The 20,947-nt window shown below is 43.6% G+C and carries 17 protein-coding genes; 10 read left to right on the top strand and 7 right to left on the bottom strand.

Annotated elements, in window-relative coordinates; genetic code table 11:
* Positions 1 to 70 precede the first annotated feature (70 nt).
* Positions 71 to 223, bottom strand: coding sequence for a lmo0937 family membrane protein (locus HWQ41_RS11845; RefSeq protein WP_292762862.1), 153 nt, complete (start codon positions 221 to 223; stop codon positions 71 to 73).
* Between the two features lie 378 nt (positions 224 to 601).
* Here HWQ41_RS11845 and HWQ41_RS11840 point away from each other — a divergent pair, with 378 nt between their 5' ends.
* Together HWQ41_RS11840 and HWQ41_RS11835 are read left to right on the top strand one after the other, a co-directional pair.
* The gene (locus tag HWQ41_RS11840) at positions 602 to 811 is read left to right on the top strand and encodes a hypothetical protein (protein ID WP_292762861.1); all 210 of its coding nucleotides are present in this window, start codon (positions 602 to 604) and stop codon (positions 809 to 811) included.
* Between the two features lie 584 nt (positions 812 to 1,395).
* Positions 1,396 to 1,719 carry a hypothetical protein gene (locus tag HWQ41_RS11835; protein WP_180277395.1) on the top strand — a complete coding sequence of 108 codons (324 nt, stop codon included), beginning with the start codon at positions 1,396 to 1,398 and terminating at the stop codon, positions 1,717 to 1,719.
* 296 nt (positions 1,720 to 2,015) lie between these two features.
* Here the strand turns inward: HWQ41_RS11835 and HWQ41_RS11830 are convergent, their stop codons facing one another.
* Both HWQ41_RS11830 and HWQ41_RS11825 read right to left on the bottom strand, forming a co-directional pair.
* Positions 2,016 to 2,561: an ImmA/IrrE family metallo-endopeptidase gene (locus HWQ41_RS11830; protein ID WP_292762857.1), complete on the bottom strand. Its 546-nt coding sequence runs from the start codon at positions 2,559 to 2,561 to the stop codon at positions 2,016 to 2,018.
* Between the two features lie 4 nt (positions 2,562 to 2,565).
* Positions 2,566 to 2,931, bottom strand: a complete 366-nt coding sequence (locus tag HWQ41_RS11825; RefSeq protein ID WP_292762854.1) for a helix-turn-helix transcriptional regulator — start codon at positions 2,929 to 2,931, stop codon at positions 2,566 to 2,568.
* Between the two features lie 173 nt (positions 2,932 to 3,104).
* Between HWQ41_RS11825 and HWQ41_RS11820 the strand changes: the two genes are divergently transcribed.
* The 7 genes from HWQ41_RS11820 (at position 3,105) to HWQ41_RS11790 (ending at position 14,270) form a co-directional block, all read left to right on the top strand.
* Entirely contained in the window at positions 3,105 to 4,241 is a 1,137-nt protein-coding gene (locus HWQ41_RS11820) for a hypothetical protein (protein WP_292762853.1), read from the top strand.
* Positions 4,242 to 4,244: 3 nt separating this feature from the next.
* Entirely contained in the window at positions 4,245 to 7,874 is a 3,630-nt protein-coding gene (locus HWQ41_RS11815; protein WP_292762851.1) for a hypothetical protein, read from the top strand.
* A gap of 24 nt (positions 7,875 to 7,898) precedes the next feature.
* A complete protein-coding gene (locus HWQ41_RS11810; RefSeq protein ID WP_292762848.1) occupies positions 7,899 to 10,871 on the top strand; it encodes an RNaseH domain-containing protein in 2,973 nt (990 codons plus the stop codon).
* A 4-nt stretch (positions 10,872 to 10,875) separates the two neighbouring features.
* Positions 10,876 to 11,109, top strand: a complete 234-nt coding sequence (locus tag HWQ41_RS11805) for a hypothetical protein (protein WP_292762846.1) — start codon at positions 10,876 to 10,878, stop codon at positions 11,107 to 11,109.
* Positions 11,110 to 11,253: 144 nt separating this feature from the next.
* Positions 11,254 to 13,308 carry an FAD-dependent oxidoreductase gene (locus tag HWQ41_RS11800; RefSeq protein WP_292762844.1) on the top strand — a complete coding sequence of 685 codons (2,055 nt, stop codon included), beginning with the start codon at positions 11,254 to 11,256 and terminating at the stop codon, positions 13,306 to 13,308.
* A gap of 306 nt (positions 13,309 to 13,614) precedes the next feature.
* Positions 13,615 to 13,941, top strand: a complete 327-nt coding sequence (gene clpS / locus HWQ41_RS11795) for an ATP-dependent Clp protease adapter ClpS (protein WP_292762842.1) — start codon at positions 13,615 to 13,617, stop codon at positions 13,939 to 13,941.
* A gap of 5 nt (positions 13,942 to 13,946) precedes the next feature.
* Positions 13,947 to 14,270 carry a DUF2103 domain-containing protein gene (locus HWQ41_RS11790; protein ID WP_292762839.1) on the top strand — a complete coding sequence of 108 codons (324 nt, stop codon included), beginning with the start codon at positions 13,947 to 13,949 and terminating at the stop codon, positions 14,268 to 14,270.
* A gap of 20 nt (positions 14,271 to 14,290) precedes the next feature.
* On the opposite strand, the gene HWQ41_RS11785 is transcribed toward HWQ41_RS11790, so the two are convergent.
* The 4 genes from HWQ41_RS11785 to HWQ41_RS11770 form a co-directional block, all read right to left on the bottom strand.
* Complete coding sequence (locus HWQ41_RS11785) at positions 14,291 to 14,611, bottom strand: hypothetical protein (RefSeq protein ID WP_292762837.1); 321 nt, start codon at positions 14,609 to 14,611, stop codon at positions 14,291 to 14,293.
* A 287-nt stretch (positions 14,612 to 14,898) separates the two neighbouring features.
* The gene (mgtA, locus tag HWQ41_RS11780; protein ID WP_292762834.1) at positions 14,899 to 17,442 is read right to left on the bottom strand and encodes a magnesium-translocating P-type ATPase; all 2,544 of its coding nucleotides are present in this window, start codon (positions 17,440 to 17,442) and stop codon (positions 14,899 to 14,901) included.
* A 31-nt stretch (positions 17,443 to 17,473) separates the two neighbouring features.
* A complete protein-coding gene (locus HWQ41_RS11775) occupies positions 17,474 to 17,887 on the bottom strand; it encodes a hypothetical protein (protein ID WP_292762831.1) in 414 nt (137 codons plus the stop codon).
* A gap of 612 nt (positions 17,888 to 18,499) precedes the next feature.
* Positions 18,500 to 19,168, bottom strand: a complete 669-nt coding sequence (locus tag HWQ41_RS11770) for a cadmium resistance transporter (protein ID WP_292762828.1) — start codon at positions 19,166 to 19,168, stop codon at positions 18,500 to 18,502.
* A 361-nt stretch (positions 19,169 to 19,529) separates the two neighbouring features.
* On the opposite strand from HWQ41_RS11770, the gene HWQ41_RS11765 reads away from it, so the two are divergent.
* Complete coding sequence (locus tag HWQ41_RS11765) at positions 19,530 to 20,669, top strand: aliphatic sulfonate ABC transporter substrate-binding protein (protein ID WP_292762825.1); 1,140 nt, start codon at positions 19,530 to 19,532, stop codon at positions 20,667 to 20,669.
* The last annotated feature ends 278 nt before the right edge of the window (positions 20,670 to 20,947 follow it).

Below are 20,947 nucleotides of genomic sequence, written 5' to 3'. Positions count from 1 at the left end.
ACTTGATGCGTAAGTCCTGTAAGGTTAGTAACTTTGAAAACGTACCTCACCAAGTTGGGAACCACTATATTCACACATCACGCCCTTTGAAAAAATTATAGATAGCAAGGGCAATGGCTAAAAGCAACACTGCATGAATTAAATTTCCAGCAATATGAAGTGTCAGTCCTAATGCCCAAAAAGCAATCAGTACAACAACAATACCCCAAAGTATACTCAACATATATTTGCTCTGACTCAAGTAAGTTTTAATTTGCTCATAGATTTTACTCCTAGCTTCACTTTGATTCTATTTACCCTCAGAGAGGTATATAAATTTAAATCATCTTTCTTAAGAAAGAAAATTAATTAAAAATTAATCACATGGGCAATTATCGCAATTTGCGATTACTGCTTTTTACTTATCAGCACCTATTGTGGCAATGGGTCAACTAGAGTATCAGACGGCAGGCACTACTTTTCGGTTAAGCGTAAACGACTCCCTCATGTTCTGGGTAACTGAGAAGTATTAAGATACCATGCATTTCTGGAAAAGAGATTCTGGCATGTGTAGTAAGAGAGCAAATAGCACTTGATGCTCAATTTAGCTTAAGGGGGTCTCATGATTGATCGCTTTGTAAATTTAATTTTTATCGATTCCTTCGCCCTGGCAATTAATTTGACGTTTGGTACATTGCTTCGCACTAAAATCTGCAACTATTCATGGGATGGAATTGTCGGTGATGAGCTTTCAACACCAGAAAATAGCGATAGTTCTTCTGAATCGCCACCATCTTTGGAGGAAGTAGATATAACCACTTCTATTTCATGAGGCCTGCCTACTATTGTGTCGAACGCGATTGCAATCGGGGCAGTACCGTTATGCAATCGCTCCAAAGTCAAACAGGACTTACGCAAACAATAGCCGAAACCCTCATTTTCTTCTTAGGGGCAATTCATGAATTGCCCCTAAGCACGTGTAGTTTTGCTTTAGTCCGATCAAACTTGAAATTCTTAACTCTAAAGGAATCGTTTAGCCGGATAAAGCAATGTCTACGATGGGCTATTCGGTGACGCTCGTTAATTTATTCACAATTCTTCATATTTAGATTTCAATTTCAGGATATAAAGAGTTTTATTGAGCAGTAATACTCACCAACTTATTTACAATACTTTACTTTGAATTTTTCAAGTAAAGTTTATTGTCTTTCAAAGTAAACAGCCCCGATCAACTGTTAATCTTTTAATTAATCAAAGCAAGGTTTGAGCGTAATTATATGCGTCTCAATTGCTTAACAAAGCTTAAAAGTCCGATAATTAGCGTTAATTTTATAACGATTAGTTGGTTCTTCAGGAATCTCCAAGAGTTTACATTCACCAAGCACACAACTTCCACAAACCGAACTCTGAAACCCGATGATGAATCATTACTCACTTCAATGGATTGAGGCATGGTGCCAAGAAAATGGCTGGACAGATTTATTTGTTGAGCGACGTAACAACTTCTGGGCTTTCCCTCCGGGTGGGGTAATGCCGGAACCAATTCCAGTTCATGTTCTCAGATTGATTAAAGCCGAAAAGGGATTGACTTTTGAAGAACGATTGTGGTCAATGTCCGCAGTAATTGGCACAATCCTAGCTGTTCTTTTTACCTTTTGGTTTCAGTCTCCGATGCCATTAGTTTTGGCTTTCGCTTTTAACGCGGTTACGGTGGCTCAATTTGAACTTGAAGATGCCTAAATTGTTATTTTGGGCTTTGCTATTAAAAACTGTTCTTGTCTACTTTCAGCAAGAGCAGTTTTTAATTTCAGAAAAAGAGACGAAATCACCACAGTTTCAACTAAAGATTATTAGTTACTAATTATCGATTGACTAATGCAGCTTCTAAAATTCTGATTCTTTGTTAGCGCACAGACGCGTAGCAGTAGCGTTAGCGACTACGAGCATCACCCGAAGCGCTTGCTGTTAGGCATCGCAGCAGAAAACCTCATCAACAAGCATTAAAAGAATTTTGTTCGTTGGCTGATCACGTAGTATTAGCATTTGACAAGCACATTAGTCACATTGCTGCGAAACTGCACCATCGCTTCACTCGCACCAAAATGTGTTGCAATCTGAGGTAACAACATCTTTCGTTGTGTTGCCCATAGTAAACCACGTTTAGGAATTTGAAGGCATCCTCCCAGATATGTTGCTTCATCTTCGTTGTTTTGTTTACGTTTTGGTAGTCCGGTTACGGGATCAAAGCCAACACGCTTATGATTGAGCAACACATGAGCTATTTCATGCATCAGATTTGATTCATATCGTGCAGGTGCATGACGGGGGTTGTATACAATCCAGAGCGGGCGATCGCTTATAATCGCTCCTGACCACCCATCGCTAGCAAGTAATACTGCTACTTGCTCTGGCTCTAGATTTGGAACCCGATCGGGTGTAAACAGTGTTGCTCCTAACTTGGCTACTAGAGTGTCTGCGGGTAATGGTTCAAACGATCGCACTCGAAGTAAGCTTCGTTGTTCAGTTGCGATCGCCTCACAGCGTTGCCTAAATTCCGGCGATAGACTTTGGATTAATGACATATCTTTAAGGATCTTGCTTCAATTCGCCATTATTTTGAGACAGATCGCGATAGGCTGCTTTAACTAAAGATGCTAAAGCATTGGCGATCGCTGGATCAAGATTTTTATCGGCGCGGAGTTGAATAGCGATCGCTTCAGGCGTATCCAGTTGATTCTTGTCTGTGTTTCTGAACAATTCAGCCAGTGGAACTTCTAGCCAGTTACAAAGTGCTAAAAAAGTTTCCATATCGGGCATTTTGCCACTCTCCACCCTTGAAAGAGTGGATGGACTAACATTACCAATCTCCGCCGATGTTTCGCGCAGTCCTCTGCTGCCACGTTTTTTACGGACTAGGCTTGCTAACCTTTCTATATCTAGATAAATTCCCATTCTTTTGCTCCTGTGTCACGAAAGAAACATTCTTTTGCTTTTGTGTCATCAAAGAAACATTACTATTTACTTGACACACCCTAAATAATATTGTACGGTTTATGTAGCAAATGTATCACGAATGAAACAGTTCGTGCTGTTAAGAAAATCCTTTAAATGAAGGATTACCTTCAATGGGAAGTAATGAATTTGATAATCTCATCCTTGGTTTAGCAGAGTTTATCCGTCGAGATGGCAGGTATCCATATCCTGAACTGCTCCGTCATGCTCTTAATAAACTAGCTCTAGAGCTAACTGCTGTAACATACCCACGGACTCTAACTGGTCTTTTAGCATTACTCGAAAAACCTGTAAAAACTTGGTATCCAGGGCGCTTACTGCCAAAAGAGTTTGACTCTGATTTTGGTCTGCTTTATGAATGGGGGTTGAGTGAAGAAGCAAGTCGATACTTATATGAGGAACTGCTTGAAAAAACCAAGTTGTCAGAGTTCGCCACCACTTTAACCAAACAAATTGCCATAGAGAATTTCCAGTTTCAGAAAATTTTGGAACGGTTGCAAGAACTTTACAACAATGATGGCGATCCTGAGCGCGTTCAACAGGAATATGTTTTGCTACGTCTATTTTTGATTGAGAATCCATACACAACTCCGGCGCAGCTTCGTAAAGCCTTTTCTACGACACGACATATTTCGATTCAAGAAGTTGGCGATTTCTACCATGAGTGTGAAGAAAATGAGCTTTGTTGGAATTGCGATCGCTGCGGTCCATTGTTTAAAAAGTATGGAAAGTTACGTGGTATTAAACCCAGTGCTTGCAACGACCATCGCCAAAATTTGCCGTTTATTCGACAAATCACCTGGAAACAAGGGCTGCGTCGTCTGAAGTTTGGTATCCATTTGCGTATTTGTTTACCTGGTATTCCTGAGATGCGCTTATTTAAAGTGTTGGAAGAACTTCAAAGCAAATATTCAGATCAGCTTTGTGCCATCCATCTTTATCCAGGCATTGATCGCTATGACTTACAACTACGCTTCTGTGACCAATCAACCTGGGCTGTGGATATTAAAGATTACCGAAGCCCCTATAATTTAGCACCAAAGCTTACACCTCTATTCGGTGAGGGCGATCTGCGTTATGACGAGAGCTTTTATGTTATTCCCAGCCAACGCCTACAACAACGAGAGGACTACCTCGAAATTCTTCGTGAACAGACGACAAAGCTGCCAAGCAGTACCCACCTTTTGAGTGATGCTGTATTTGAAGAACGGGTTATCCATAAAATTGAGCAGTTGCGGGAAGGAAAATAGTCTATGAGCCAGATGAGTTTATTTGAAGTACCGACCGAGTTTAAAGACCGCCTCGAACAGTTGAAGGAAGCAGGTTTGGATCGTACTCAAGCTGAATTATTGCTTCAGGTAGAGCTTGGCTTTGCTCTCATGGAGTATTTGGAACTTGATGATGAGCCAGTCACCGCACCTTGGGCAATCTTGAGTGGAATGCCTTTGAGACATCCACGCTTACAGAATTTGAATGAAATGGAACGTCGAGCGATCGCCAATACTCGCCAAATAGTTCCATTTTCTGCGCGTTTCGCTTGGTTGGGCGCACTGCGCTCTTATCTAAGGATTCCTCTAAATTGGCGTAACTATGACGAATTCACTCCGCAAAACTGGGATACCCATATTATTCATGCTGCCAAAAACCTCCGGCATCAAGTTCATCAAGATTTGTACGAACGTTGCTTAAATACCAATTTAGATTTCCGGCTTCGCAAAGTTAAACGGGTAGAAACCGGAACCACTTATCAATTTGAGGCAAAGACAGGAGAAGAGACGGTTATAGTACCAGTCAGATTTACGCAGCAGCAGGTACGAAATGCACAAATACAGCCGTTACCTTGGTTTGCTACAACTCATTCTCGTACTTCGTTTTCGCTTCGTATTTCAGATTTAGAGCTAGACGCAGCATGGATTGATCAGCGAGAGGAAGCGTTAGCGCGTCAATATGGCTGGGATCAAACTGCCAGAGGACACTGGGTTGAGCGCTTTCGCAAAATTAACTTCCACAAAGTTCAGGAAAACGGAACACTGTTTCCGCAAGAGGAGCAAATTCTTGAGTTAGATGGCTTCACAAATATTGCAGGCATGGTTGCCTCTGGAAAAACTACGGTTTCGCAATTGTTCAGTGTTAATATTTTGCGGCATCATTGCGATCGCCGCATCACGTTAGTCGTTAGTGATGTGCAATCAGCGATTAAATTAGCGAACCAAATTAACTGGTGGTTTTGTAACGATCCAGAGAATGATCATCCAGTAGCAGTGCCAATCTTGGGGCGCAGTAAACGCGATGCACACCTTCAGAGTTTCTCTGCCTCAAAAGATTATCAGGAACATCGACAACGCGGACAGCCTCACTGGGGTGAACGTTGGCTAGGCACAGCTTGTCCTCTCCAAGGTCAGCTAAAAGAGCGTGATTTTATTCAACTTCTAGACGGCAAAGCTCTTAAACCGGGAATTGAACCCTGTCATACTCTCAAAAAAATGCCTAAAAGCGATCGCAGCAAGCGACGTAAAAACCTCGGTTCATCCTATTTGTGTCCATTCTTTGATAAATGCCCATCCCAACAAGTTTACCGTGATATGCCAAATGCCCGTGTTTGGATTACAACTCCTGGCGCGATGGCAATGGCAGGATTGCCGCGTCATTTAGAGTTGCGCCCGATCAAAATCGGTGAACTCGTTAATGAACAATCAGATTTTGTGGTCTTTGATGAAATAGAAACAATCATCAAGTGGTTTGATGACACTTATGCTGAGGAGGTGGTTCTTACTGACGGTGGGAATAGCGGCGTTTTTGATGATATTGGCGTGAAAACAGAACAATTCTCAAAAACTAACCGTGTTATGCCGCCATCAACACAACGATGGACTGGCGCAGAACGTGATGCACAAAAAGCAATTACAGCAACACTAACCCTACTTGATAAACAGGTTGGACATCAAGTTCTCCGAAATTGGATCAAACGAGGTTACTTTACACCTAACTCTCTTCTGTTCAAATTTGCCCGTCGTCTTGCTGGATTAGAAGAATTTGAATCTTCAGATACATCTGATGCGCTTTCACGAGCAAATGCTCGACTTATACAGCCAATTGTGCGCTATTTTGATGCACTACTCAACGAGGATGATCCGTTGCGGATGCAGCCTTCATCTAACCCAAACCGAGATCCAGTCTTTCGCCTTGCGCGTCTTATGCAAGAGATCAATAGTACTGGAGAAAGTGCTTCAGATGAGAACATCTACAGGGCTTGTAGAGCCTGGATTATCGAATTTTTCTCAAATACAGAACGGCGTTTAGCGCGACTGCAAACAGAATTGGAGAATCGCAATCAAAGTTCTCAACAACAACGACGTTCACCTAATGGGGATGAGCCAGATTCAGTAGATACTGTTGAAACATTGGCTTATCGCCTACAATTTGCGCTGACGATCGCTCTTTTAGATCGGCACACTCGAATTGTCTTCTATGAATGGCACAATAGACCGACATCAATCAACGATGATTCACCCCATCGTCGAATGCCTGCTGCAATGTTGAATATTTTGCCATTGCCTCCCACAGGACGACAGTTTGGCACTTATTACTCCAGAGGAAATGATGACGACAAAAGATCCAGATATGGCAGCAATAATGCGCTGACGTTGTTTGCTTACACCAATATTGGACGCTGCTACATTTTAAACTTTCATCGTTTATTAACAGATTTTAATGGTCAACGTGGCCCTAACGTGCTAGCACTTTCTGGAACATCCTACTTACCAGATTCTACCAGCTTTCACGTTGGTAATCCCCAGGGTGTTTTGATGCCAGAACAGGAGGCGAGAGATGCGATCGCTCAAAGCCACTTCAAATTTCTTCCCCAATTCAACCAAAAGACCCAACCTCTCCGCATTTCTGGTAGCCCCGAACGGCAGAAAATGAGCTTGTTTCAGGAAATAGTGCGATCGCTCGTTGGTAGTAACGGTACAGGTCATTTGGGGCAAGAACTCAGGGAATTAAAGCGTCTTGGCGAAAATGATTTGGATAACCACTGGAGGGATCGCGATCGCCTTCTTTTACTGGTAAACTCCTACGATCAAGCTCGTTGGGCAGCAAACGAAATTCGCAATTGCTGGTCAAGTATGCAGGACTTTGTTTATCACCTAGTCCCTGACAATATAGACGCTTACACGGAGGATGACTTTGATGAGCTAGCGAAATTTGTCAAACCACCTGATAAGGGTGCGCTCAATCGTGCAGATATTGAAACTTTTGGGCAAACTAAGGGAAAGATTCTTGTTGCTCCGATGAATGCGATCGGGCGTGGTTTCAATATTTTGAATGCCAACGGTAAAGCCGCATTTGGTGCTGTTTACTTTCTGACGCGTCCATATCCACACCCACATGATACACAAGCGATCGCCCAAGAAATGAACCGTCGCGCTTTAGACTGGGTAGATAAAGCAGACTTTCTCGCATGGCAACAAGGAGACGGAATTGTACAACGTGCTGAGAAGGTGCGCCAACTAGCGGCGCGTTACTGGCGATCGGTTGAACAGCGTTCTTACTATAAAACCCTGCGCGATAATCAGGAATTACTTGCCTTTCCACGATTTGACCTCGCTGCAACTACTGCTGGGTTAGTTATTCAAGCCGTTGGTCGTCTGTTGCGTGGAGGTGTCCCATTTCGTGGTTATTTTGTCGATGCGGCTTGGGCACCCAAGAGTGCTGCAAGGAAAGCTGCTCCAGAATTATCTGAACTAGATACAGAAGAGACAAGTCTTCTGGTTGCCATGATTCTACGAATCTGCGACTACGCCAGCGAGGAAAATACAGTAGGAAATGCGCTTTACAAGCCTCTAGCCGATGCACTGGAAAGAATCGAAGACCTGCATTGGTAAATTTTTTGTATAAAGGAATTCATAATGCCTAAAAAAGACGTGCAACCTCCTATTCTCTTACCTGCCAGAATGAATCTTGCAGAAGATGCTCTTACAGATTTTGAAATTGCGGTACTTGAGTTTCCATTTGCAGAAATTGTTGCGGACTTTTGTAACAGTATGGAAGAAGTTCTCTCACCTAATCGCAAGAAAAAGGTCTGGATACCATATCGACAGTTAAACAATGGATTGCTTGCCTGTGCATCAACGTTGACACATGGTTTTGAATACTTTGATACAGGCGATTATCGAGCATTAGCTGTGGGAACGGTTGAAAATCCTCTGCGAGTTCCAACTCCTGAGCAAATACATGAGTTAGTGATTATTTGGGTACAGGAGTGGACAAAGCAATTTGATGGTAAGGGTAAAGCAGATCAGGTGAATAGTGTTTGCGATCGCTTCCTTGAAAACATGGCCATAATTCCTACTAATTGGAATTGGCAACCTATTACTCCAAAAACGCTCATTCAAAACATCAATGCCCAAAAACGACTGGGATACCAAGCGATTCCTAGTTTATTGGCAACATTGCTGCATGGAAAAAAGTGTGTTATTCGCTCTGGGCAAAGAGAGCAAGAAATCCAGTGGCGAAAAGTACAAGGCGATGGCTCAGGTCGCACTGGACTATTCCTAGTTAGTCAAGCATTTCCGGCATTATACACAGATGACTATGGCAAAGAAAGGGAAGGTTATTTTGTCTATCGCTTAGATTTTCGCGTTCAGACTCAAGCAGGGCGATTCAACCAAAATGGCAAGCTTAAACCGTGGATTTTTTTGCATTTAAGTTGCCAACGATATGCTCATGAGCCATTAATCGAAACTAATTACGGCCGTGATATCTCTCTGCTGATGGGGATGAATGAGGAACGTTTATCTGGTTACGAAGTAGATTCAACTTTGATACGTCTTACCATTGATAACAATGGAAGAGAAGATAGTAATATGTGGAAATTTCAATTACCAAATCTGTTGGCTGCATTCAAAGCGCGTCCCCTTGAAACAACTGATAACATTCTTTGCAATCCTACTAAATACGGCAATTTAAATAATCATTCTAACTGGAATAAAGATGAATATTATTTAGTTCATGCTGAAGGATATAAGTATGAACATGAAAGCCATAAAAGAGGACATAGTATTAAACCAGGATTTAGTTTGCAAGAACGTGGTAATATCGTTGCTCAGGTGTTAGAGCTTCTAAATGGTGTTTTAATATCAGATAATCCAATGCAATCTGATATTCCTGCTCCATCTGGTCAAAAAACACCCTTGGCCATGCGCGATTATGAATATATTTCTCAACCTCCAAGTTTTACTAAACAACAAAAAGAAAAGCTGACTGAAAAACAAATTAAGCAACGCGTAGATAACCGTCGTCAACAAAGACAAACAATCATTGCTGATGCTATTGAGCGGGCGTTGCAAGGAAAACCCATACATATTTTTCTTCTGTGGCGCGAACGAGATACCTTTGATATAACTTACCAGACATTGCGTGATGCTTTCCTGCTGGATGAAGGAGAAGATTTTCCAGAGCACGTCAAAATATCACCTGTGTGGATTAACGATCCAAATCTTTTGAAACCCCTCGACACAGGCGGACTCGCACCTAAAGATGGTCAAGAGTTTGATAAACAAATACGCAACCAGCATCAAATGAAACTCGATGCATGGCGCAACTTTTTGAAGCATGAGGTTATTGCTTTAATTGACTCTACTACTAAGCCTTACTGTTTTGCGATCGTTGAAATTGGACAAACTAAAAAGAAGGGAGTTCATCCTAAACAAAGCATTTATAGAGTTGTTCGTGAAGCTTGTGTGTTAGAAAAAATCGGTTCCCAAATGGTGCAAACGGTTCAACCAAAACCATTTGACAAAGAAAATCAAGGTACAGACACATCGCCATCTTACAGTAAGAAGACAGAAGGACGTATTCTAAATGCTGTACTGGATGTAACGCTACGCCAGGTTGGGGCACTCTATGGATTACCCTCAGAAGTCTACGAGCAAGCAGGGATACCGAAGGAAATCGCCCAAAACCTAGATGTAATTGCCCTTTGTCGCCGAAAAACCACTCAAGGACAAGATAATATTCACTATGCCTTGGCTGTTCGTCTGCGGGCAAATGGTGCAGTTGATGTGTTATTCCCCGATCGCAACAATTGGATTCCTTACGCACAGGCGGGGATTGAACTGGGACAGATTTTCTCACGGGTACGCCGCGATCGCAATTATCTTAAAACAGTTCAGTTAAAGGGAATAGAACTTGCAAAATTTGCGGCGGATGTACTAACGCAAGTGGGCGATTGTCCTACTCTTGTCTTAATCGAAGCCGATGTATGGCGTAACGAACGTGGTGAAGAAAACGGAGGTCAAGCTTGGTTTCAACTAAAAAATGAAAATCTCCTTGCAAAACGGGATATCTTAGACTTTCAACACGTTCCAGGTCATGCTTGTGTATATCCTCGTGACCATAACCAACTTAAGAACCTGCTTGGAATAGTTCGCTTCCGCACTGGCGACGAGACAACTCAATACATCACCAATCGACAAGCTTGGAATGAGAATTCTCCAGCACGGGATTTAATTCATTTAAGTGGTTTTTACGATACCTCTGTACCTGAGTTGCTCCATTACTTCTCTATTGGAAGATTACCAAAAACACAAAAAGCCCAAGATACCTCAACAGCACGCGAACTCTATATGCTCGATTCTCAAGATGATGAATACGGTGTAAATATTGCATTCAAGCACCAGCAGATGCTAGAAATCTTACCCTTTTTCGTTCATCCAGATTTTCAAAAAACAGAAGAAAGCCTAAAATCGCTTTGCCGAGTGCCGCACTACTTACGATTCTCACCAGCATGGTCTATGGGTAATATTCATTCACCATATCCAATGCATTTAGGCAAACAATTAATAAAAGATCACTTATGTATCCTTGGTGTAGAAGTCTGAATCAATGTTTCTCATAGATGAGGAAATTCCATATATGCACCAAAAAGCAATTTTACCCTTTATTAATGACTCCTGTGCTATGGAAGAAGAAAAGTTAGATATTCTCTATCGTGCTTTCTTTTTGAGAACTGACACAGGTTTAGCTTTTGCCGGTGGCTACTACGTAGGCTGTGTAGCCGGGAGCAAGTATGGAAAAGTATCTAGTGTAAGTGGAGTGCGTGGTCTACTCTTTGCTTGAGTGCTGAGTTGGGAATTAATAATTGTGTATTGGGAAGAATTCAGTCCCCAATGCTCAATACCCAATTCAATAAGCTTGTAATGAACATTTGCTGGATGCTACCTTCTACAAGGTGACACAGGATTTGGAGTGATTTTTTTAACCATGAAGCGCAAACACAAAGTAGCTTATAGCTTGACATCACTGATCAGTCTCAACTTAATATCTAGCTTAGTTGCATTTGATGGAGCGATGGCTGCGCCAACGTCTCCGACGAACGCCACACCACCCAGAACCCCAGACAAAAGTGTTAATTGCGAGATTTTAGTTGTGGGTGGTGGACTATCTGGCGTCGCCACAGCTTACGAGGGGTTGCTAGCAGGACGAACGGTTTGCCTCACCGAAATTACTGATTGGCTGGGAGGACAAATTTCTGCTCAAGGCACATCTGCGTTAGACGAACGCCCAACTCAGCGAGCTCTCAAATTCTATTCTCGCGGTTATTTGGAATTGCGAAACCGCATTGGGCGCAAATACGGTAAGCTTAACCCCGGTGACTGTTGGGTAAGTGAATCTTGTTTTCTTCCCCGCGATGCTCACACCATTTTGACCCAGATGCTTAAAGATGCTCAAAAGCGGGGCAAAGGAAAGCTGCAATGGTTTCCCAACACAGTAATTAAGGACTTGGAAATCGCTGCTGATGGCAAAATAATTAATAGTGCGATCGCTATCCAACATCAACCAGCAAAAGGCGCACCACCTCTCAATACTTTTACTTTATCTCAAACCATTGAAGATGCCTATCGCTACGAAAACTCATCTCAGTTTACTAAAACTATTCTCCGTTTTATCCCCAAGGCAGCGAAAGGGAATGCTCCTAAATGGTACGTTGTAGACGCCAGCGAAACCGGGGAAATTATCGCCCTTGCTGATGTTCCCTATCGATTAGGCATTGATGCCCGTTCCTACCTAGAACCTTCTGCTTCCAGCACCAACAATGACCCATATTGCCCTCAAGGCTTTACCTACACTTTTGCAATGGAGGCAACCAAGGAACCGCAACCGCAGACTATGCCCCCATTTTATTTACAATACGCGCCATATTTCAGTTATGAATTAACGCGACTGGCTAACTTTGATTTGGTTTTCACCTATCGGCGCATTTGGAGTCCAAACAAAGGGAAACCAGCAAAATTCGGCGGTGTAAATTTTACTGCGTCCACACCAGGGGATATTTCCATGCAAAACTGGACTTGGGGTAACGATTACCGCCCCGGAACAGCCAAGGATAACCTGATTTACAGTCGCCAACAGTTACAAGCTACTGGGCAGTTAAAGCCAGGGGGCTGGATGGGAGGACTGCGGACAGAAACCCTCCGCAACGCTGAGGAAAATGCCCTATCTTTTTATTACTGGTTGGTAGCTGGGACTACAGATTCTCAACTGGGGGAAGGTGTAAAGCAGCAGCAAGCCAATAACCGCTTGTTGTCAGGGCTAAATTCCCCGATGGGGACAGTGCATGGCTTATCGAAATATCCCTATATGCGCGAAGGACGGCGGATCATTGGCCGCCCCAGTTGGGGACAACCCGGAGGCTTTGGTATTTGGGAAATTGATATTTCTCGCCGAGATTACAGTGATGAGTATTACCCCAAGACTCTGCCAGCAGATATGTATCGTAGGTTACGAGCAGCACTTGCAGGTTTGGAAGCAGTATCAGTAATTGACGGTAAAGTTTCACCAGACAAAGCAATGCGACGGACTCGTTCTACCATCTTCCCCGACGCTGTGGGTATTGGTCACTACGCGATAGATTTCCATCCTTGTATGGTGAATAGTCCCCCAGAAGCCCCTGGTAACACAGAACGTCCAGGCGAAAGGCGTGGTGCTGGACAAGCTTATCCCTTCCAAATTGCTCTGAGAGCGATGATTCCCCAGAAAATTGATAATTTGCTGGTAGGAGGCAAAAGCATTGCTACTAGTCATATTGCTGCTGCTGCCTATCGGGTACACTCCTTTGAATGGTCATCTGGCGCAGCTGCGGGGACTGTGGCTAGTTTTGCCATCAAAAATGCGATCGCACCTTACCAACTAGTCGATGACTTACCCAAACAAGAGCCACAACTAGAAGCACTCAAACGGCTTTTGCAACAAAATGGCAACCCCACAGCCTTCCCCGATACATCTATTTTTAACGAAAACTGGGATAATTGGCGATAGATTGTAATTTGTCATTTGTCATTTGTCATTTGTCATTGGGCATTCATTGGGCATTGGGCATTGGGCATGGGGCATTGGTTATTTCCCTTGTCCCCCAGTCTTTTTCTTCTCTACGAGACGCTGCGCGAACAATTTTGAATTTTGTTAGCGCAGCGTAAAGCCTTCGGCATAGCTTCGCTTAGAGCGAGTCTGCGAGCGTCATTTTGAATTTTGAATTTTGAATTGATTTCTCCCCACTGCCCCTACTCCCCAGACAATAGACTAAACTAGTTATTTATTTGTAAAATTATCTTGCTCAATTGTTTTATGGTTATGACACTTTCAGCAGATGTTTACGGGATGGCCACAGCACCAACTATAGCTCCTGAACGGTCTAATCAAGTTACCAGCAAGCCGTACCCGAATTACAAAGTGATTGTATTAAATGATGATTTTAATACATTCCCACATGTGGCTGAATGTTTGATGAAATATATTCCGGGGATGACTGGCGATCGCGCGTGGGATCTGACTAATCAGGTACACTATGAAGGTCAAGCGATCGTCTGGGTCGGCCCGCAAGAACCTGCGGAACTCTATCACCAGCAGCTGCGCCGAGCAGGTTTGACAATGGCACCTCTAGAAGCAGCTTAATCATCATGGGCAAACCCACCGTAGATCCCCTCCGGGCGGCTTCGCAAAAAGCTGCCAGACTGGTTTGGAATCACTCGACACATCTTTCTGGTCTCATCCCCATTTTAGAACGTCTTTGTCACCAGGATGGCATCCAAACCGTGACGCCGGGAGTGATTGGGCGGGCAAGAGGTCATTGTCCGAAAATGCAATTGCGTGTCTCAGTACCGATTCGCGGCGGCTATAAAGTAATTGCACGGCAAGGGAAGACGGTACAAGAGGTGTTCATTTTGACCCCTTTAGCGCAGTCAGAACTGGAAACGGCATTAGCGATCGCCATGAAATCTTAATCATGCCCAATGCCCAATAACTATTCCTCAACACGGTGTACCGCAAATTTGTGTAGTGGCAGACTAACAATGCAAGAAAAAGTTAAGAAATATGACAAAGCTGTAGTTATCTTCAAAGTCATAAGTACAGATTCCCAGTCGGGTAAAACTATTTTCTCTATACCAAAGGCTACACAGTAAACTAGCCAGTAACTAAAGCTCATTCTAAACAGAATCCGCTCTGTTTCTTCCATCTCATTTTTTTGCTGCTTACCATCCCACAGTAACACCAGTCCAATAATGCAAGCTACAAAGGAAACAGCAACTACAAATTCGTGACAAAATATATTTAACGAATGCATTTGTGTTTATCCCCACATTTTTCGATTGAAATTAAGTCTAAAGGAATATTCCTTGCAGAAATACAAAATATTTACAAACCTCAATAGAGTCATGCAGTTTATGTAAATAAATGCGACAAAAATTGTTGTTTTGCAAACCTAGATATTTTTAATAAAAATTAAATATTTCTGTTAAGCAGGTTTTGGGAATTAGAGATTAGCGAAGTTTGGTTCCGACACGGGTGGAAAGACAAAATTGCTGCGGGTTTCACCCATTCAAGCACTGAGCAACTAGAGCAATGAGTTGACTAAAATTTTACGCGGCTGTAAAACACTCGTTTCACATTCTCGGCAGCAGTAACGTAGAACAGCACGATCGCCCCCAGAACCAGCACAAAACTCAACGGCAACGGTTGAAATCCGAGTAGGGTTGCCAAAGGTGTCCAGGGAATGATTATTGTCACTCCGATAGTTGCCAGCGTTGCCGTCAACAAGTATTTTCCTGGCTTACTGTTGACAATAGATTGGCGGGTACGAACGACTAGCACAACCAGCGAAGCGGAGATTACAGACTCCAAAAACCAGCCGGTTCTAAACTGTTCTGGTTGAGCGTGCAGCAGCAACAGCAACGCCCCAAATGTCAGGTAATCAAATATTGAACTCAGCAAACCAAACACAATCATGAAGTTGCGGATAAACTTGATATCCATCCGCCGGGGTTTGTTGACTAACTCCTTGTCTACACGATCGGTAGCGATCGTTAATTCCGGGAAATCGGTTAGGAGGTTCGTCAGCAAAATCTGACTGGGCAGCAGCGGCAAAAAGGGCAGAAACAGAGAAATTCCCGCCATGCTAAACATATTCCCAAAATTGGCGCTAGTTGCCATAAATACATATTTTAAAGTGTTGGCAAATGTCACCCGTCCTTCCTTTACGCCTTCGACGAGGACATTCAAATCCTTTGCCATCAACACAATGTCAGCGGCTTCCTTGGCGACATCAACTGCGCTCTCGACTGAGATGCCGACATCGGCAGCATGAAGCGCAGAGGCATCGTTAATGCCATCTCCCAGATATCCAACTACATTCCCGGCTTTTTTGAGGGCGATAATGATCCGCTCTTTTTGGTTTGGCTCTACCTCGGCAAAGACATTTGTATCTTGTACTCGCTGCATCAAGGCTTCATCACTGAGCTTTTCTAGTTCGGAGCCTGTCAACGCCTTTGGTTCAGGCAGTCCTACCTGCTGAATGATACTCATAGCAACCGCCTTACTGTCTCCGGTAATCATCTTCGGGGTGACTCCCAGCAATTGCAATTCTTTGAGGGTGTCAGCGATGCCAGCTTTTGGCGGATCGAAGAGAGCAAGGTAGCCGAGAAATGTCATGTTCGTTTCATCATCTTTGCTGAAAGAATCTTGATTAAAATCGCGATAAGCCACACCCAAGGTTCTAAATCCCTTACTACCCAAATCTTCAGCCTGTTGCTGGAGTTTTTGTCGCTGGTCTACAATATTGCTCGTTTTCCCTTCAGCAGTCTCAACGGTTGAGCAAACATCCAGAATATTTTTCAGTGCGCCTTTAGTGACAATCAGATGCGTACCCTCTTTCTTGAATAGAATGCTTAGACGTTTGCGGTTAAAGTCATAAGGCACTTCATCTAGCTTTTGATAGCCAGAAATATCGAATGTTTTGTATTCACGAATCGCTGCATCGATCGCATTCACATAACCCGACTCAGAGGCGGCATTCAAATAAGCATAAAGTAGAACGCGAGTCGCCTGCGGCGAGGCTCCGCCAACGCTTTCTTTTCCTTCCACATCAACCGCAGAGTGAATTTTCACCTCTCCTTCTGTCAGCGTACCTGTCTTATCGGTGCAAAACACATTCATACTGCCAAAGTTTTCGATCGCGGGTAAGCGCTTCACAATCACCTGCTTTTTCGCCATTTTCTTGGCACCACGAGCCAGGTTAACGCTAACGATCGCAGGTAGCAGTTGGGGAGTTAAACCCACCGCCAGCGCCAGAGAAAACAGAAGGGATTCCAGCACTGGGCGATGGAGGTAGACGTTGGCAACAAAAATTAGAACTACCAAAATTAGCGTTACTTCCATGAGAAAGTAGCCAAACTTGCCCAGTCCCCTTTCAAATTCTGTTTCGGGAGGTCTGAGTTTCAGGCGTTCCGATACTTTGCCGAATTCAGTTTCTTTCCCAGTATGAACGACTACTGCTTTCGCCGTTCCACTAATAACATTAGTTCCCATATACAGGGAATTGCTGCGTTGGGCCAGTCCAGTTTCAGCCGGCAATACCCCACTTAGCTTGTCAACCGGATAGGTTTCTCCTGTCAGTGCTGCTTCACCCACCGATAAATCTTTCGACTCTAAAACTAGACAGTCGCCCGGAATATTTTTACCTGCACAAAGCAATACAATGTCGCCCCTGACTACTTCCTCATTGGGGATTTCTTGAGATTGACCATCCCGCAAAACAGTTGCTTTAACTTGCACTAACGCCAATAATTTTTCGACGGCATTCGAGGCTCCTCGCTCCTGCCAAAATCCTAATAGCCCACTGATCAGAACGATCGCCAAAATGATCGTCGCATCTGCCACATCTCGAAGAAAAATCGATAGTACCGCCGCAAAAATCAGAATCAAGATAATCGGACTCTTGAACTGATTGAGCAACAGCATCAATGCGCTCGATTTGTGTTTTTGTTTGAGGCTGTTTGCGCCGTACTCGCTCAGGCGTTGTTTTGCATCTTGACGGCTTAAGCCTGCGGTTGTAGAGTGCGTCTGCTGAAGCACCTGATCCGTGGGTAAGCTCCAAAATACGGAGAGTTGGGGATTCATCGGTTTGATTTGCGGTAAATCTTTTGGGTGCCTAACGCGACTGGACAAAGTGCTGTCGAATCTTCGCCGCAATTTGATGATCCGTCATCTTGTCAACTGTTTCAATACCTACGACGCGGCCACCAAGGTTATTTTTTTCAAGACGTTTTTTCAGTTCATCCTTTGCTTCACCCGGGCCAAATATCACAATAGCCTCTGCATCACGAATACTCGCAATGACCGCATCATAGTAAATGTTGAGCTGTCCCGTAAAATTTCTCTGGCGGCTATCATCTGCCGGTATCTGAAGTGATTCATAAGTACCCTTCAGAGGTGAATCACCAGAACGCCGAAGTTGTTTTTCTACCTCATTTGATATTATCTCCCTTATCTCTTCCCCTTTCTCTGTAACAGCCACGACAATAGCTTTCCTATGGTCAATCCACAGTCCTGCTTTTGTTCTCATCGATATCTCCTTTGTTCACTAAGTTAAGTAGGCGAGAATAAATCAAAGTATGTTAAGTAATGTTAAAAAAATAAGTTGGCTGGTTTTGTTCGCGTAGTCTCTCGTAGAGAGGGCTGAAGCCCTTGTCTCTGCGGTTCAATAAATAACTTATAAAGCACTCTAGACGCAGAGGAACCAGAGAAAGAAAGATTTTACAAGTCACTTTCACAGGGCTAGGCTAGAGCCGCTTACTACAAACCTTTAACTATTAACGCCGTTCTACTTAGTTACATTTAACTATTACTCTGGCTTCTGGTATGACTGTGACAGGCGATTGTTTTATTTCCTGAATGAATTGATTGAATACGCTACAAAACGTAACTGAAAATGCACGAGTTAAGCTCCATTGACTTTACCCTTCAGACTCTCAGCAAACTTCTTCTGATAGTTGGGGGATATTTCGGAACCTGTAGAGGAACCAAGCCGCTATTTTTCTTTCTCTACTAAAAGCCCCTGACTTTAGTCGTGGAGAATGCGTGACTATTTCTGGTAGTTTAGCTCTGAGCAACAGCAAGTGCTACAACACCATACTGTTGCCATCGATTTTTTGGATACCTTGATAACCTTTATCTGTCAAGTTTTCGGTAGAAAAAGACGATAGGATTCGCTGTCCATCAGAATTCTGTAACCCAGCCACATCAGCACGAAGGGGAAAATCTTACGAGCATAACGGCTGAGTACCAAAGCGATACCAGGTAGATGTGTCAGACTATAGGACATAAACAGCCAGCAGAAAACAATGAAATAGCAAACTGGTATGATTACAGACAGATTTTGGATTGAGCTAGTGGCAAACAGGGGAATATAGATCCCAAGATTGTTACCGCCGTTAGAAATTGTAACCGCAGAGACGCGATAGGTCTGCGGATCGCGGATTACGTCCCAGAGCGATCGCTTTCTGGAATCAAATCCTCGAAATTTAGAGTTTCTTTTCAGATTAGCTGACTTATCTTCGGCTGAATCATCCTTATTCAGGTTGAACAAATTGTTCAAGCCAATGAGTATCGGCAAAATCCCCAGTAGACCAATCCAAGTCTCAGGAATTGCTAGACCGAGTAAGAAACCAAGAAAACTTACTGCTACTAATGCCGTGAACCCTAGAAGTTCACCAACCACAACATGTTGAGGACGAAAAGTCCGATTAACCTCACTAAAGAAGGCAGTCAGATAAATATTGTCGTCAAAGGTTGTTGCTACAGCCGCAGCTAGCCCGATCTTAATTGTTGCAATTAACCAATCCATCACTATCCCTCACTCAACACCTATCTGATGACCGAAACTAGCGATCGCTCAACCGTTGTAGATAATTCCCACAATATCGATATGATAATGTGAGTATCGCATATTGGGTGTAACTCAGAGCAAATCTGGTAGTTTATACATATTAAGCGGTGCTTTGACTTTATCTCCTATCTCCAATTCATCCGGCAATGTCCATTAGCTATTATTTATCAAAGGAGTCATTATGATTAGCCGTTTGATTGACCTTGTGCCTAGATGCACAGGTCAAAACATCTTACGGTCGCTCAGATCAGCCACTCGTAGATCGGCTACCTACAGGTTTGCAGTTCTATTTTGCATCGGCCTTGTCTTGATTTTGGTCTTGACTCTAGTTTTTGACGGTCATGCTATTGCCGCTTCTGAATCTGGTAATCAGCTCTCCTCTCTAATGAATCAGTTCAAAATACCCGAAAACTCCACAACTCGGTTACTCGAAACCGTGGGACTTTTTATGGGGGGCATAATTTTCTGTGTAGTTTTGGATCGCTGGTTTTCTAACCGTTCTGGTCGATCTAGCAACACGCCCTTAGCCGAGCAAGCGCGGCGGCTCAAGCAACTGAAAATGGGATATCCAGAGGGGATGACAAATCTGGAAGTTCTCCGTGATCAAGGCTTGCTGGAAACGCGTTTGCGACCTTATGGGCTGAGTGTCACCTGGACAAGCTTTTTATCAGCATCTTCTCTGATAGAAGCACTCAGCAACGGGACGATTGACTTCTGCGGTGGCGGCGGTACGGCCAGCATCTTCTCTCAAGCTGCGGATCATGTATTTGTGCGAGTAGCTAAAGAAAAATATACCTCTGCCAAAGGTCAAGCGATTCTGGTGCCGGAAAATTCGCCGATTCAGACCCTTGCCGACCTGAAGGGTAAGAAGATCGCTTTTGACAAAGGCTCAAGCGCACATTATATACTTGTGCGATCGCTGGCAAAAGTCGGCCTCGATTTTAGCGACATTGAGCCAGTTTATCTGACACAACCGGAGGCGCTGCCCCGATTCCGCCGGGGTGAAATCGATGCTTGGGTGATTTGGGTTCCCTACACAACCACTCAAGCCCGAAGCGCTTACCCAGGACGCTCGATTGCAGACTTAGAGAGCATATTTGGTGATAAAACCTCCGTAGAAGTTCCGACCTATTACTACGCGATTCCAGAGTTGGTACGCGACTATCCCGACTTGCTCAAGGTGATTTTAGAAGAGGTAAACGAAGCTGGAGCTTGGGCTAAGAGACAGGAATTAGAAGCTGTTCAACGATTGGCAGAGCATCATGAAATCGATCCATCCATCGTCGAAACTTTACAGCAACGTAGTGGCGAACGCGCCATCATTCCGATTGACGACCAATCCCTCACGGCCTTACAGCATCAAGCAAATATATTTAGAGATATAAATTTGATTCCTGAGCGGGTGAATGTGAAAGATGGAACCTATAGTTTGCAGACCAAGCAAAACTGGACTTATTAATCCGATATTCTACCTGATTGCTTTTGCTTCGGCGTAGCCCATCGTAGACATCGCCTTCTCAAGTAACTATAGCAATACTAAATGAGTTGTAAAAAATATAGATAAGGAAACAAACCGCCAAGAACGCCTTCTCTTCAAGACACTACGTGAACGCGGAGCGTCTCGTTAGAGAAGGACGCAAAGGGAAGAAAGAAAAAAGAGATTAGGACTTACGCACTTTAAAAATTGAGCATCATGTGCATATCAAGCTTATTAAGATAAAAGTCTTGCCCTGCCTC

It is taken from the genome of Nostoc sp. NOS(2021) (genome assembly GCF_017115025.1).
Classification (GTDB): domain Bacteria; phylum Cyanobacteriota; class Cyanobacteriia; order Cyanobacteriales; family Nostocaceae; genus Nostoc.
Note: the sequence above shows the minus strand (reverse complement) of the source record. Positions and strands in the feature narration are given on the sequence as shown.

Coding starts and splice junctions, on each gene's coding strand:
- HWQ41_RS11830 (WP_292762857.1), bottom strand. CDS start 2,561: ATGTCATTAATCCAAAGTCTATCGCCGGAATTTAGGCAACGCTGTGAG.
- HWQ41_RS11820 (WP_292762853.1), top strand. CDS start 3,105: ATGGGAAGTAATGAATTTGATAATCTCATCCTTGGTTTAGCAGAGTTT.
- HWQ41_RS11770 (WP_292762828.1), bottom strand. CDS start 19,168: ATGGATTGGTTAATTGCAACAATTAAGATCGGGCTAGCTGCGGCTGTA.
- mgtA (WP_292762834.1), bottom strand. CDS start 17,442: ATGAATCCCCAACTCTCCGTATTTTGGAGCTTACCCACGGATCAGGTG.
- HWQ41_RS11835 (WP_180277395.1), top strand. CDS start 1,396: ATGATGAATCATTACTCACTTCAATGGATTGAGGCATGGTGCCAAGAA.
- HWQ41_RS11825 (WP_292762854.1), bottom strand. CDS start 2,931: ATGGGAATTTATCTAGATATAGAAAGGTTAGCAAGCCTAGTCCGTAAA.
- HWQ41_RS11840 (WP_292762861.1), top strand. CDS start 602: ATGATTGATCGCTTTGTAAATTTAATTTTTATCGATTCCTTCGCCCTG.
- HWQ41_RS11785 (WP_292762837.1), bottom strand. CDS start 14,611: ATGCATTCGTTAAATATATTTTGTCACGAATTTGTAGTTGCTGTTTCC.
- HWQ41_RS11845 (WP_292762862.1), bottom strand. CDS start 223: ATGTTGAGTATACTTTGGGGTATTGTTGTTGTACTGATTGCTTTTTGG.
- HWQ41_RS11800 (WP_292762844.1), top strand. CDS start 11,254: ATGAAGCGCAAACACAAAGTAGCTTATAGCTTGACATCACTGATCAGT.
- clpS (WP_292762842.1), top strand. CDS start 13,615: ATGGTTATGACACTTTCAGCAGATGTTTACGGGATGGCCACAGCACCA.
- HWQ41_RS11775 (WP_292762831.1), bottom strand. CDS start 17,887: ATGAGAACAAAAGCAGGACTGTGGATTGACCATAGGAAAGCTATTGTC.
- HWQ41_RS11815 (WP_292762851.1), top strand. CDS start 4,245: ATGAGCCAGATGAGTTTATTTGAAGTACCGACCGAGTTTAAAGACCGC.
- HWQ41_RS11805 (WP_292762846.1), top strand. CDS start 10,876: ATGTTTCTCATAGATGAGGAAATTCCATATATGCACCAAAAAGCAATT.
- HWQ41_RS11790 (WP_292762839.1), top strand. CDS start 13,947: ATGGGCAAACCCACCGTAGATCCCCTCCGGGCGGCTTCGCAAAAAGCT.
- HWQ41_RS11810 (WP_292762848.1), top strand. CDS start 7,899: ATGCCTAAAAAAGACGTGCAACCTCCTATTCTCTTACCTGCCAGAATG.